We start from the raw sequence: 12,388 nt of genomic DNA, 5'->3' as shown, positions 1-12,388 counted from the left end.
ACACCGCGCAGGACGACCCGAAAGGGCCAACCGGGAAACGGCTGAGGGCCGCCCGGGAGCCGGCCGGGGACCGGCTGAGGGTTCCCTGGGCGTGGGCTGAGGTGGGGCGGCCGGAGGCTCAGTCCAGTTCGAGGACGCGCGCGTGCAGCACCTGGCGCTGCTGGAGGGCGGCGCGCACCGCGCGGTGCAGGCCGTCCTCGAGGTAGAGGTCGCCCTGCCACTTCACGACGTGGGCGAAGAGGTCGCCGTAGAACGTCGAGTCCTCGGCGAGGAGCGTCTCCAGGTCGAGCTGCTGCTTGGTGGTCACCAGCTGATCGAGGCGGACCGGGCGCGGCGCGACGTCCGCCCACTGGCGGGTGCTTTCCCGGCCGTGGTCGGGGTACGGCCGGCCGTTTCCGATGCGCTTGAAGATCACACGGAAAGCCTACCGGGCCCGACGTTCCGGGCGCAGCCATGGCGACCGAGTGCGACGCTGGAAAAGATGTGGCGAACGGGTCAAAAGGGAACGAGGGGTTCTTGATGCACGCGCCGACCGGTGCCGCCGGGATCGCCGCCGGGTACGCCTTCGCCGGCCCGGCCCTCGAACTGGGCGCCCTGCTGTGGGACGGGGTGTGCGAGCCCGGCGCGCGCGTCCGCGTGCCCCTGCCGCTGCTCAACCGGCACGGCCTGGTCGCGGGCGCCACCGGCACCGGCAAGACCAAGACGCTCCAGCTCCTCGCCGAGCAGCTCTCCGCGCACGGCGTGCCCGTCTTCCTCGCGGACGTCAAGGGCGACCTGTCGGGCATCTCGGCGCCGGGCGCCCCGAACGCCAAGGTCGCCTCCCGCTGCGCCGAGGTCGGCCAGGAGTGGCGTCCGACCGGCTTCCCGGCCGAGTTCTACGCCCTCGGCGGCCTCGGCGACGGCGTCCCCGTCCGGGCCACGATCACCGGTTTCGGTCCGCTCCTGCTGTCCAAGGTGCTCCAGCTCAACCGGACCCAGGAGCAGTCCCTCGCCCTGGTCTTCCACTACGCGGACCGGAAGGGGCTGGAGCTGGTCGACCTCAAGGACCTGCGGTCGGTCGTCGTCTTCCTCACCTCCGACGAGGGCAAGGGGGAGCTGGAGGGCATCGGCGGCCTGTCGTCGGCCACGGCCGGGGTGATCCTCCGTTCCCTCACCGCCTTCGAGGCGCAGGGCATGGCCGGGTTCTTCGGCGAACCGGAGTTCGACACGAGCGAGCTGCTGCGTACGGCGGACGACGGGCGCGGCATCGTCTCCGTCCTCGAACTCCCCGCCGTCCAGGACCGGCCGCAGCTCTTCTCGACCTTCCTGATGTGGCTCCTCGCCGACCTCTTCCACGACCTGCCCGAGATCGGCGACGCCGACCGGCCCCGGCTGGTCTTCTTCTTCGACGAGGCGCACCTGCTGTTCGACGGTGCCTCGAAGGCGTTCCTGGAGTCCGTCACCCGCACCGTCCGCCTCATTCGCTCGAAGGGGATCGGCGTGTTCTTCGTCACGCAGTCCCCCGAGGACGTGCCCGCCGACGTCCTCGGCCAGCTCGGCAACCGCGTCCAGCACGCCCTGCGCGCCTTCACCCCGGACGACCGGACGGCGCTCCGGGCCACGGTGAGGACCTTCCCGGACTCGGCCTACGACCTGGAGGAACTCCTCACCGGCCTGGGCACCGGCGAGGCCGTCGTCACCGTCCTCGGCGAGAACGGCGCCCCGACCCCCGTCGCCGCGACCCGGCTGCGCGCCCCCGAGTCCCTGATGGGCCCGGTCGACGGGGCGGCCCTCGACCGGGCGGTGCGGGAGTCCCCGCTGTACGGGCGGTATGCACAGGCTGTGGACAGAGAGTCGGCGTACGAGAGGCTGGCGGCGCGCGCCCGCGCCCGCATCTCCGAGCCGAAGCCGGAGCCGGAGCCGGAGCCGAAGCCGAAGCCGGAGCCGGAGCCGGGGTCGCGGTCGGGGCCGGGGTCGCGATCGGCGTCCGAGCGGGACGAGCCGTCCGTCGTCGAACAGGTCGTCGGCAGCGGCGTGTTCCGGTCGCTCGCGCGGTCCATCGGCACGCAGATCGGCCGGGAGATCACCCGCTCGCTCTTCGGCACCGCGCGGCGGAGGCGGTAGCCCGCCTCCGCCGGAGTGTCAGCGGCCCCGGTCGCTCTTCGGGGCCTGCTGCGGCTTCTCCTGGTCGGTGACCTTCAGCTGCGGCTTCGGCGTACTGCGCACGGCCTCGGCGCGCAGCAGGGCGCGCAGGACCGCGTAGGGGTCGGTGGGCATGGCTGGTTCCCTCGCATGTTCCTCGCGGAGTGCTGGCTGGTCCCTGCCCGGCCGGGTGGCGGGCGGAGGCCGGTCAGCAGCGCAGGACCACGGTGCGCAGGGCGTCCAGGGCGTCCAGGGTGTCCGGGGCGTACGGCGCCCCGTGCGGCGGGGGGACGCGGCGGCCCGAGGGGACGGCGGGTGCCGGCGTCCGTCCGGGCGTGGGGCGCGGCGGCGGGGCGACCGTGCGGTGGGGGCCGCCCGCGGTGGGGCGCAGCGCCGTGTCCGGGGCGTCGAACTCGAAGGTCTCCGCGGCGGCCACGGGCGGTGCCGCGGCCGTCCCGGTGGGGGTGCCCGGCACCAGGACGACGAGCAGCAGCACGACGACCCGTAGCCAGGCGGGGCCGAACGGGAGGCTTCGTGTGCTGCTCATGGGAGGTGGTCTCCCCGCGACACGCCGACCGTTCAGCATGGTGGGGGCGAGAACCACCCGTTCGGCGCCTGGCCGGCGTCAGCCGCCCGAGGCCTGCTTCCTCGCCTTGGCCGCCGCCTTCATCTCCTGCTTGTGCGACCGCACCTTGGCCAGCGACTCCGGTCCGGTGATGTCGGCGACGGAGCGGAAGGAGCCGGACTCGCCGTAGGCGCCGGCCGCCTCCCGCCAGCCCGTCGGCCGCACGCCGAGCTGCTTGCCGAGGAGCGCGAGGAAGATCTGGGCCTTCTGCTTGCCGAAGCCGGGCAGTTCCTCCAGCCGTGCGAGCAGCTCCGTGCCGGTGCCGATGCCCTCCCAGACGGCGCTCGCGTCACCGTCGTAGTGTTCGACGAGGTACTGGCACAGCTGCTGGATGCGCTTGGCCATGGAGCCCGGGTAGCGGTGCACCGCCGGCTTCTCGGAGAGCAGGGCGGCGAAGGCCTCCGGGTCCCGGGCGGCGATCTCGTGCGCGTCGAGATCGTCGGCGCCGAGCCGGTCGGCGATGGTCCGGGGCCCCTTGAACGCCCACTCCATGGGCACTTGCTGGTCCAGCAGCATCCCGACCAGCGCGGCGAGCGGCGAACGCCCGAGCAGCGCGTCGGCCTCGGGGTCCTGGGCGAGGTGAAGAGTGACGTCCATGGTCCGATCATCCCGCGCGCACGGGCGGCGCGCCCACCGGCGCCTCGGTGGCGGGGCAGGTGGGCTTGGCGGGCCTCCCCGCATCATCTTGAGGACCGCGCCTTCCCGACCCCGCCCCTGCGTCATGGCGTCTTCACCCCTCACGTACGATTTCTCCACGAATTGTTAGGTAAGGCTTACCTAAAGATGTGAGGAGCTGCAGGGTGACGAGCGAGACCGACGTGCCTGACGGCGTCTTCCGGGACCCCTGGGGCATTCCGCACCTGCGTGCCGGCAGCGCCCGGGACCTCGCCCGCCTCCAGGGACGGGTGACCGCGCGCGACCGCGCCTGGCAGCTGGAGGTCGAACGCCACCGCGCCCGCGGCACCTCGGCGTCCTTCCTGGGCCCCGAGGCCCTCTCCTGGGACCGTTTCGTGCGCCGTGCCCGCCTCGACGACACGGCCCGGCGCTGCTTCACCACCCTGGAGGAGCGGGACCCGGAGACCGCCGACTGGGTGCGCGCCTACGTCGACGGCGTCAACGAAGGCCTCGACGGTGTCCGCGCAGCCCTGGACGGTGTCTGCCCAGCCCTGGACGGCGTCAACGAAGGCCTCGACGGTGTCCGCGCAGCCCTGGACGGTGTCCGCCCAGCCCTGGACGGTGTCGGCGGAGGCCCCGACGGTGTCCGCGCAGCCCTCGACGGCGTCGGCGCAGGCCCGGACCGTGCCGGCGGCGGCCCGGCGCCCGAGTTCGCGCGCGTCGGCCTCGCCCCCGGCCGCTGGGAGCCGTGGACCCCGCTCGCCGTCTGGCTCTCCACCCACATCCTCTTCGCCGGCTTCCCGGCCAAGCTCTGGCGCGAGGAGGCCGTCCGCCACCTCGGCCCGGACGCCGTCGGCCTGTTCGCCACCGACGGACCCGGCACCTCCGGGAGCAACGGCTGGCTGGTCGCCGGCGAGCGCACCCGCACCGGACAGGCCGTCATCGCCGGCGACCCGCACCGCTTCATCGAGGATCCCGGCGTCTACCAGCAGATCCGGCTGGCCTGCGACGAGTTCGACGTCGTAGGGCTCGCCGTGCCGGGCGTCCCCGGCATCGCCCACTTCGGGCACACCGGCACGGTCGCCTGGGCCATCACCAACGCCATGGCCGACTACCAGGACCTCTACCGCGAACGGCTGCGCCGCACCGGCGCCGGCGTCGAGGCCCTCGGCCCGGACGGCGTCTGGCGGCGCGTCGCCCGGCACACCGAACTGGTCCGCGTGGCGGGCGAGGAGACCGTCGAGGTGGAGGTCCTGGAGACCGAGCGCGGCCCGGTGATCGCCGGCGGCCCGGAGGGCCTCGACGACGGCACCCCGCTCGCCCTCGCCCTGCGCTACCCGCCCCGCGTCACCGGCGACCTGGGCTTCGGCGCCCTGCTGCCCCTGCTGCGCGCCCGCCGGGTCGCCGACGTGGACCGCGCCTTCGACGTCTGGGCGGAGCCCGTCAACGTCGTCCAGGCCGCCGACACCGAGGGCGGGCTCCTGCACAGGGTCGCGGGCCGCGTCCCGGTCCGCTCCCAGGCCAACCGCACCCGGCTAGTGGCCGCCTGGGAACCCGGCCACGAGTGGACCGGCTGGCACGAGACCCCCCGCGCCGGTCTCACCGACGGCATCGCCGTCATGGCCAACCAGCGCGGCCCCGCCGGCCCGCTCGGCGTCGAGTTCGCCCCGCCCCACCGCGCCGACCGCATCCGGGAACTGCTGGACCGGCGCCGCGACTGGTCCGCGGCCGACATGCCCGTGATCCACACGGACACCCACCTGGCGTCCGCGGCCCCCCTGCTGGACCGGCTCGCCGCCCTCGACGGCCTGACCGGCCCGGCGGCCGACCTGCGCGAGCGCCTCCTGCGCTGGGACCGCCGCATGGACGCCGGCAGCCAGGACGCCGCACGGTTCGCGGCCTTGCGCAGCGTGCTCGTCCGCCGCCTCGCCACCCAGCCGGCCTTCGCCCCGCTGACCGCCCCGCCCGCCTACCCCGAGGTCTTCCTGCCCTGGCTGGCCCTGCTCCCCCGGGTCGGCTTCGCCCTCGAACACCTCCTGCGCGCCGAGGAGCTGTACGGCATCGACCGCACCGCCCTGCTCCGGGAGGCCGTCGAGGAGGTCGCCGGTCAGCCGGCCGCCCGCTGGGGCGACACGCACCGCCTCGCGCCCTGGCGGGCCCTGCCGGACCCCGCGCAGGAGGCCCCGGCCCTCTCCGGCGACCACGACTGCGTGCTGTGCACCTCCGCCGTGCCCGGCTGGACCGACCTCGCCGCCCGCGGCCCGGCCGCCCGCTACGTCTGGGACCTGGCCCGGCGTGAGGACAGCTCCTGGGTCGTGCCCTACGGTGCCGACGGCCACCCCGACAGCCCCCACCACCACGACCAGCTGCCCCTCTGGCTCACGGGCGAGCTGGCCCCGGTCGTCACCGACTGGGCGCAGCTGAAGAAGGAGAGCGATGTCTGACCACCCCGGGTCCGGGACCACACCCGAACAGCAGCCCGAACGCCTGTCCGGACGCTCGTCAGGACAGTCCACGTCCGAACGCTCGTCAGAGCAGACCACGTCCGAGCACCCGCCCGCCTACCTGTTCGAGCGGACGGCCGACGGCTTCGGCACCGTCGGCATCCGGCCCCTCGACGCCGAGGCCGACGCGGACGTCGTCCACGGCTGGGTGCGCGAGGAGCGGGCCGCGTTCTGGGGCATGACCGGCCTGACGCGCGACCAGGTCGCCGAGATCTACGCCCACATGGCCGGCCTGGACACCCACCACGCCTTCCTCGTCGAGCTGGACGGCACCCCGGTGGCCCTGCTCCAGACGTACGAGCCCACGGAGGACCGGGTCAGCGAGTGCTACGACGTCGAGCCCGGGGACATCGGCATCCACCTGCTCCTCGCGCCGGCCGGCGGCGACGGCCCGCGGCCGGGCTGGACGTCGGCGCTGCTGGACGCCTTCACGGCGTACGCGCTGCTCGGGCTGGACCGTCGGCGGATCGTGGTGGACCCCGACGTGCGCAACGAGAAGGCGGTCGGCCGTTTCCTGCGGCACGGATTCGAGGCCGGGCCGCTCGTCACGCTGCCGGAGATCGATCTGCCGGACGTGTACCTGCCGGAGAAGAAGGCGCAACTGGCCTTCCTCCGCCGGGAGGTAGCCTTCCCCGGGTGACCTCCCCAGGCCCGGTGACCCCCGAAGACCTCGTCGCCCACTACGGGATGGAGCCGATCCCCCGTGAGGGGGGACTGTTCCGCCGTACCTGGACGGGCCCCGAGGGGCCGGACGGCCGGACCGCCGGTTCCGCGATCGTCGCCCTGCTCACCGCGGACGACTTCTCGGCCCTGCACCGCCTGCCCGCCGACGAGGTCTGGCACCACTACCTGGGCGACCCGCTGGAGCTGCTGCTCCTCGCCCCCGACGGCACCTCCCGGACGGCCGTGCTCGGCCCGGACGTCCTCGGCGGCCAGCATCCGCAGTTCACCGTCCCCGCGCGCACCTGGATGGGCGCGCGGGTCACGGCGGGCGGCGCCTGGACGTTCTTCGGCTGCACCATGGCCCCCGGGTTCACCTACGGGGACTACGAGCACGGCGACGCGGCCGGCCTCATGGCGCGCCACCCGGACCGGGCGGCCCTGATCGCGCGACTCTGCCGTCCATGACGTTGCTGACGGGCCGTCTGGCCCTGGTCACGGGAGCGAGCGGCGGACTCGGCCGGGGGATCGCGCTGCGGTTCGCCGAGGAGGGCGCGGACGTGGCGCTCCACTGCCACCGGGGCGTGGAGGCGGCGCGTGACGTCGCCCGCGCGGTCGCCGGGACGGGCCGCCGGGCGGTCGTCCTCCAGGCCGACCTGTCCCGCCCCGAGGAGTGCCGACGGCTCGTGCGGGAGGCCGCCGAGTGGGGCGGGGGACGGCTGACCGACCTGGTCAACAACGCGGGCGTACAACCCGTCCAGGCGCTGGCGGACATGTCCGCCGCCGACTGGCGGGCCGTCCTCGACACCAACCTGACCAGTGTCTTCTCCTGCACCCGGGCCGCCGCCGAGGTCATGCGCGGACAGGACGGCGGCGGCACCGTCACGCACATCGCCTCGGTGGAGGCCGGACGGCCCGCCGAGCACCACGCCCACTACGCCACCTCCAAGGCGGCGGTCGTGATGCACGCCCGCGCGGCGGCACGGGAGTACGGCTCCTGGGGCATCCGCGTCAACACCGTCTCGCCCGGCCTGATCGAACGGGAGGGCCTCGCCGAGGCCTGGCCCGAGGGCGTGCGGCGGTGGCGCGAGGCGGTCGCCGTCGGCCGGCTGGGCCGCCCGGAGGACGTCGGCGACGCCTGCGTCTTCCTCGCGTCCCCGCTCGCCTCCTGGATCACCGGCCACGACCTGGTGGTGGACGGAGGCGTCTCGGCCCGCCCGTCGTGGTGAGCAGGACCGCCCCGCCGTCCGTACGTATCCCCGAGCACACGAGTCCGAGGTACGGAGCGGTTGCGTGAGCGAAGGGCACGACGACGGACGACGGGACGGGACGACGGCGACCTCGGGAGCCCCGGGAGCCTCGGGAGCCCCGGGAGCCCCGGGAGCCCCGGGAACCCGAGAAGCAGCCCCAGGAGCCGCACGGACGACCGGCGAGCGCCGGTCCGGAGGCGGCCGGAGCGGCCCGGAGACCGGGGCGGCGGGACCACGAGGCCAATGGGGTGCACGGGACCGACGGGGTCCAGGGGGCCGACGGCTTCAGGGGCTGGTGCTGCTGGGCGCCCTGCTGGTCCTGCTCCTCCTCCCGGGCGCGGGCCGGGCGTCCGCCCACGCCGCCCTCCGCGACGCCGACCCCGCCGACGGCTCCGTCGTCCGGTCCGCGCCCCGCGCCGTCACCCTGACCTTCACCGAGTCCGTCGGCCTGCTCGACGACTCCTTCCGTGTCCTCGACCCCGACAACCGGCGCGTCGACACGGGCCCGGCACGGCACGCGCGGGGACGGGCCGACACCGCGCGGATCACCCTGCCCGCCACGCTCGGCAACGGCACCTACACGGTGGTCTGGCGAGTGGTGTCCGCCGACAGCCACCCGATCGGCGGCGCCTTCACCTTCTCCGTCGGCGCACCGTCCGCGACCCGCGCCACCCCGCCCGCCGGCCCCACCGAGGACCCGGCCACCGCCGGCCTCTTCAAGATCGGCCGCTATCTGGCGTACGGCGCGGCGGCCGTCCTCATCGGTACGGCGGCGTTCCTCGCCGTCTGCCGCCCGCCGGACCCCCGTCCCCTGGGCCGACTTCTGCTGGCGGGCTGGGCCGTCCTCACCGGCTCGACGGTCCTGCTGCTCCTGCTGCGCGCCCCCTACGAGACGGGCGCGGGCCCGGCGCGGGCCCTGGATCCGTCCGGCCTGACCCGTACCCTGACCGGCCGCCCCGGCCTCGCCCTGGCGGTACGGCTGGCCCTGCTGGCCGTGGCCGCCGTCCTGTTCGTACGGCGGCGCGGGCGCGCCCGGATCCCCCGGACGACCCTCGCCGCCGGCGCCGTCCTCGCCGTGGCCCTGGCCCTGACCTGGGCGGCCGCCGAACACGCGTCGGCCGGCATCCAGGTCCCGGCGGCGATGGCGTCGTCGGTGCTGCACCTGCTGGCGACGGCGGCCTGGCTCGGTGGCCTGACGGCGCTGCTCACCCTGCTCCGCCGGGACGCCCTCCCGGCCCGCGTGGCGGCCCGCTTCTCCCGACTGGCCGCCGCCTCGGTCGCCGTCCTGGCGGTCACCGGCGTCTACCAGTCCTGGCGCGGCCTCGGCTCCCTCGGCGCGCTCACGGACTCCGCCTACGGCCGTCTCCTGCTCGCCAAGCTGGCCGCGGTGGCACTGCTCCTCACGGCGGGCGCACTGTCCCGACGATGGACCGCACGGCTGGCGGAGGCGGAGGCGGAGGCGAACGTGGAGACGGAGGCGGCGGAGACCGACACGCCGTCGACGGACCGGAGGACGGCACCGGCGGAGACGGCGAGGCATGCGGAGACGGAGGACGGGACGAGGATGCGGCCGAAGGCACTGGCGACCGCGGCGACGTCGGCAACGGCGGCGACGGCGAAGGCACCGGCGACGGCCACGGCGGCAGCGCACGCCGCCACGAGCCCCCGGACACAGGTGCGGGACCGCATTCCGCAGCCCGCCGGCGGCCCCCCCTCGGGCACCCGGCTCTCCCCGCCGGACCCACTCCCGCCGGTCGAGCCGCCGCCCCCGCCGGTCGAGCCGCCGCCCCCGCCGGTCGAGCCGCCGCTCACGCCGGTCGAGGACGCCCACCGGCGTGCCCTGCGCCGTTCCGTCCTGGCCGAGGTCGTCGTCTCCGTGGTGGTGCTCGGGCTCACCACGGTGCTGACGGGCACCCTGCCGGCCCGCGCGGAGGCGGAGGCGGCCACCGCGGGGCGGTCCACCGGCCTGCCCGTCGCCTCCGTCACCACCGTTCCCTTCGACGCCGGAGCCACCGGCGGCCGCGGCACGGTCCAGCTCACCCTCGATCCCGGCCGTGTCGGCAGCAACTCCGTCCAAGCCGTGGTCTACGGCCCCGACGGCGGCTTCGCGGCCGTCCCCGAACTCCGCGTCTCGTTCACCCTGCCCGATCAGGACGTCGGCCCCCTCGACGCCAGGCTCACCGACCGCGGCGGCTACTGGACCGCGCCGTCCTTCACCCTGCCCGCCCCCGGCACCTGGGAGATGAAGGTGACGGTACGGACGTCGGAGACCGACCAGGTGAGCGAGACGGCGAGGGTGCGGATCGTACGGTGAAGGGACCGCCCGCCCGGACGCCGCGCGCCGACGGACCCCGTACGGGTCAGGAGGCGCCGACCGGCGTGTGGTCCTCCACGAACACCTTCAGCGCCCCGCGGTGCTCCTCGGCGTGGGCCGTGGCCGTACCGCCCAGCTCCCGGACCCGGAGCAGGGTGCGGTCGAAGAAGTCCCGGCCGGCGGGCACGAGGACGGACAGTTCCAGGTCCTCGTAGAACGCGGTGAGCGTGTCGCCCTCGGCCCGGAGGGTGAGGGGAAGGCCTTCCGGTCGGTCCGGCGGAGCAGTTCGTCGCGAGCGCCCTCGCGGTACGACGCCCAGTGGCCGGTGAACGGCAGGATCAGCTCCGGCCGGATCCTCCGCGCGTACGCGACCGCCATGGCCTGGAGGTCCTCCCACCAGGGCAGCCGCAGCCGCAGGGAGTCCACCGAGTACGTCCGCCCGGCACTCCGGACCCGCAGGACGTGACCGGACTCGTCCTCCCGCTGCTCCTGTCCGTACCGTCGATCGTGGTCGTCGACCTCGTCGACCTCGTCGACCTCGACGATCCCGTGGCAGCCGACCGGCCGGTCGCCGAGGGCGGCCAGAGCCCGGACGGGGCCCCCGAGCGACACCAGGTTCCGCTCGTACAGGTAGCCCATGTGCCGTTCGTGGTCCGTCCCGCCCAGCGCCGAGGGAGCGGCCACACTGATCGCCGCGGGGTTGTAGTCGTTGTCCGGCCGGGGGACGAGCTGCACCAGCACGGGCAGCAGCGTCTGCCGGTGGCCCCGCCCGGCGACGGACGCCCGGAAGACGTCCTTCTCCCAGCCCTCCGTGAGCCTGCCGCGAAGGAACGACCGGTACACGGCGTCCGTGTCGTCCCACAGCGCCACCCCGATGGAGAACGTGGCCTCGGCGGCGGGGATCAGCACCATCCCGCTCCCGGGGTCCTCGGCTATCGAGCCGCCCTTCACATCCACTGCGCCCGCCGTCCTGTCGTACTTGTTCGCTGCCCCCTCCCACCCCTGCTGACCAGGGAGAACGGGCGGCAGCGACGCTACCGGACGGCCTGACGGCCGCGGCGACGGGCCGGGTCCGAACGCCAACCGCCTCCGCGGCCGCGCGGTACTCCACCCTCAACTCGCCGTACGGGCGGCTGAGACGGGCCCTCGGTGATCACCATGTCCAGGAGGGCGCCGGGGCGGGGCCCGCACGGTCATCGGCCGTCACGCGGGGGACGACCGGCGGGCGGTTGCCCAGGGGCGCGGCGGCGACTGCGGCTGCGGCCGGGCCGCGGCCCGGTGCGTTCACCCGTGTCCGACCCGGTCGCCGTCGTGACTGGGGGCCAGGGGTACGAAGGGCAGCTCCGAAATCCCGAGCTCCTGGCGCATGGCGGCCGCCGTGTCCTGGACGGCCACGAAGTACGTGTGCTGCGCGGTCTGGAAGGGGCCGCCCGTCACCTGCTCGCCGTCCGCCAGCAGGTCCCGCATCGTGCGGACCGTGCGGAACGCCTCGACGCCCAGCTCGACCACGCGGGGTGGAGCGAGCATCGTCAGCGCGAAGCGCTGCTCGAACAGACCGGACTCGGAGAACGCCGCACGGACCGCGCGCCTGCGCTCCTCGGCCGTCTCGTAGGTGGCCTCCGCGGCGAAGCGCATGCCTTCGGTCGCACGGGCCAGGTGGGCGAGGTAGGTCACGAACGCCTCCCGCAGAACGGTCTGCGCCTCCGCCTTCTGCGCCCGCCTCCAGCGGTCCCGGTCCACGACGAACGTGGCGACGATGCCGGCGAGCGCACCGGCCATGGCGCTGAGCGGCGCGGTCCAGTCCATGCCGGGACTGTAGGCGGTACGCGCCGGCCGGCACACACCACCCACCGTGACGGCGCCCACCGCTCCCGTGCGTGAACCGATCGGAGGGTCTCGTGCGATGAGGGAGTGAACGCCGCTCCGGGACGGAGCCGAGTCCGAGCAAGGAGAAGACGGATGCTGCACATGATGGACCTGCCGACCCTCGTGCTGATCGCCCTCGCGGCCGCCCTCTCGCTGTGGGCGCTGATCGACTGCGTCCGCACCCCCACCGACCGCGTCCGCTTCGTACCGAAGCTGCTGTGGCTGCTCTTCCTGCTCAACGGCTCACTCTTCGCCGTCCTCGCCTGGGCCTACTTCGGCAAGAAGCCGATAGCGGACACGTCGAAGGGCCCCACCGCGAACGGTGGGACCCTTCGATAACGTGCGCCTGGGCTTCGGCGACGCTCAGCGGCGTCCTGACCTGCGGCGGAGTGGGCTCACCTCGGGTTCGGAGCAGGTGCCCGAGGGCGAGTTC

Annotated in this window: 13 protein-coding genes; 7 read left to right on the top strand and 6 right to left on the bottom strand. The window is 74.8% G+C overall.

Annotation, left to right across the window (positions count from 1 at the left end; genetic code table 11):
* Positions 1-118: 118 nt before the first annotated feature.
* Positions 119-415 (bottom strand): type II toxin-antitoxin system VapB family antitoxin, encoded by a 297-nt coding sequence (locus ACZ3KJ_RS05880; RefSeq protein ID WP_004943146.1) that lies wholly within the window; start codon positions 413-415, stop codon positions 119-121.
* A 104-nt stretch (positions 416-519) separates the two neighbouring features.
* On the opposite strand from ACZ3KJ_RS05880, the gene ACZ3KJ_RS05875 reads away from it, so the two are divergent.
* Positions 520-2,103 carry a helicase HerA-like domain-containing protein gene (locus tag ACZ3KJ_RS05875; protein ID WP_467524963.1) on the top strand — a complete coding sequence of 528 codons (1,584 nt, stop codon included), beginning with the start codon at positions 520-522 and terminating at the stop codon, positions 2,101-2,103.
* Between the two features lie 18 nt (positions 2,104-2,121).
* Here ACZ3KJ_RS05875 and ACZ3KJ_RS05870 read toward each other — a convergent pair whose 3' ends face one another.
* From ACZ3KJ_RS05870 to ACZ3KJ_RS05860, 3 genes are all read right to left on the bottom strand, one after another.
* Positions 2,122-2,256, bottom strand: a complete 135-nt coding sequence (locus ACZ3KJ_RS05870) for a hypothetical protein (RefSeq protein WP_401692403.1) — start codon at positions 2,254-2,256, stop codon at positions 2,122-2,124.
* Between the two features lie 73 nt (positions 2,257-2,329).
* The gene (locus ACZ3KJ_RS05865; protein WP_467524961.1) at positions 2,330-2,668 is read right to left on the bottom strand and encodes a hypothetical protein; all 339 of its coding nucleotides are present in this window, start codon (positions 2,666-2,668) and stop codon (positions 2,330-2,332) included.
* A gap of 78 nt (positions 2,669-2,746) precedes the next feature.
* A complete protein-coding gene (locus tag ACZ3KJ_RS05860; RefSeq protein ID WP_467524960.1) occupies positions 2,747-3,343 on the bottom strand; it encodes an HhH-GPD-type base excision DNA repair protein in 597 nt (198 codons plus the stop codon).
* Positions 3,344-3,546: 203 nt separating this feature from the next.
* On the opposite strand from ACZ3KJ_RS05860, the gene ACZ3KJ_RS05855 reads away from it, so the two are divergent.
* The 5 genes from ACZ3KJ_RS05855 to ACZ3KJ_RS05835 all read left to right on the top strand — a co-directional run bounded on the left by ACZ3KJ_RS05855 (position 3,547) and on the right by ACZ3KJ_RS05835 (position 10,089).
* The gene (locus tag ACZ3KJ_RS05855; RefSeq protein WP_467524958.1) at positions 3,547-5,805 is read left to right on the top strand and encodes a penicillin acylase family protein; all 2,259 of its coding nucleotides are present in this window, start codon (positions 3,547-3,549) and stop codon (positions 5,803-5,805) included.
* Entirely contained in the window at positions 5,798-6,505 is a 708-nt protein-coding gene (locus ACZ3KJ_RS05850) for a GNAT family N-acetyltransferase (protein WP_467524956.1), read from the top strand. Before ACZ3KJ_RS05855 ends, ACZ3KJ_RS05850 begins: the two co-directional genes overlap by 8 nt.
* A gap of 47 nt (positions 6,506-6,552) precedes the next feature.
* The gene (locus ACZ3KJ_RS05845; protein ID WP_467525743.1) at positions 6,553-6,993 is read left to right on the top strand and encodes a cupin domain-containing protein; all 441 of its coding nucleotides are present in this window, start codon (positions 6,553-6,555) and stop codon (positions 6,991-6,993) included.
* Positions 6,990-7,754, top strand: coding sequence for an SDR family NAD(P)-dependent oxidoreductase (locus ACZ3KJ_RS05840; RefSeq protein ID WP_467524954.1), 765 nt, complete (start codon positions 6,990-6,992; stop codon positions 7,752-7,754). Before ACZ3KJ_RS05845 ends, ACZ3KJ_RS05840 begins: the two co-directional genes overlap by 4 nt.
* A gap of 316 nt (positions 7,755-8,070) precedes the next feature.
* A complete protein-coding gene (locus tag ACZ3KJ_RS05835; RefSeq protein WP_467524953.1) occupies positions 8,071-10,089 on the top strand; it encodes a copper resistance CopC family protein in 2,019 nt (672 codons plus the stop codon).
* An 87-nt stretch (positions 10,090-10,176) separates the two neighbouring features.
* On the opposite strand, the gene ACZ3KJ_RS05830 is transcribed toward ACZ3KJ_RS05835, so the two are convergent.
* Complete coding sequence (locus ACZ3KJ_RS05830; protein WP_467524951.1) at positions 10,177-11,001, bottom strand: hypothetical protein; 825 nt, start codon at positions 10,999-11,001, stop codon at positions 10,177-10,179.
* Between the two features lie 372 nt (positions 11,002-11,373).
* Complete coding sequence (locus ACZ3KJ_RS05825) at positions 11,374-11,895, bottom strand: hypothetical protein (RefSeq protein WP_467524949.1); 522 nt, start codon at positions 11,893-11,895, stop codon at positions 11,374-11,376.
* Between the two features lie 153 nt (positions 11,896-12,048).
* On the opposite strand from ACZ3KJ_RS05825, the gene ACZ3KJ_RS05820 reads away from it, so the two are divergent.
* Positions 12,049-12,294 carry a PLDc N-terminal domain-containing protein gene (locus ACZ3KJ_RS05820; RefSeq protein WP_467524948.1) on the top strand — a complete coding sequence of 82 codons (246 nt, stop codon included), beginning with the start codon at positions 12,049-12,051 and terminating at the stop codon, positions 12,292-12,294.
* Positions 12,295-12,388: the final 94 nt, after the last annotated feature.

It is taken from the genome of Streptomyces sp. NPDC003248, assembly GCF_055563235.1.
Note: the sequence above shows the minus strand (reverse complement) of the source record. Positions and strands in the feature narration are given on the sequence as shown.

Bases quoted from the DNA above. Each gene is read 5' to 3' on its own strand.
- ACZ3KJ_RS05875 (WP_467524963.1), top strand. From the start codon at position 520: ATGCACGCGCCGACCGGTGCCGCCGGGATCGCCGCCGGGTACGCCTTC.
- ACZ3KJ_RS05860 (WP_467524960.1), bottom strand. From the start codon at position 3,343: ATGGACGTCACTCTTCACCTCGCCCAGGACCCCGAGGCCGACGCGCTG.
- ACZ3KJ_RS05820 (WP_467524948.1), top strand. From the start codon at position 12,049: ATGCTGCACATGATGGACCTGCCGACCCTCGTGCTGATCGCCCTCGCG.
- ACZ3KJ_RS05830 (WP_467524951.1), bottom strand. From the start codon at position 11,001: ATGGTGCTGATCCCCGCCGCCGAGGCCACGTTCTCCATCGGGGTGGCG.
- ACZ3KJ_RS05840 (WP_467524954.1), top strand. From the start codon at position 6,990: ATGACGTTGCTGACGGGCCGTCTGGCCCTGGTCACGGGAGCGAGCGGC.
- ACZ3KJ_RS05845 (WP_467525743.1), top strand. From the start codon at position 6,553: ATGGAGCCGATCCCCCGTGAGGGGGGACTGTTCCGCCGTACCTGGACG.
- ACZ3KJ_RS05850 (WP_467524956.1), top strand. From the start codon at position 5,798: ATGTCTGACCACCCCGGGTCCGGGACCACACCCGAACAGCAGCCCGAA.
- ACZ3KJ_RS05870 (WP_401692403.1), bottom strand. From the start codon at position 2,256: ATGCCCACCGACCCCTACGCGGTCCTGCGCGCCCTGCTGCGCGCCGAG.
- ACZ3KJ_RS05825 (WP_467524949.1), bottom strand. From the start codon at position 11,895: ATGGACTGGACCGCGCCGCTCAGCGCCATGGCCGGTGCGCTCGCCGGC.
- ACZ3KJ_RS05865 (WP_467524961.1), bottom strand. From the start codon at position 2,668: ATGAGCAGCACACGAAGCCTCCCGTTCGGCCCCGCCTGGCTACGGGTC.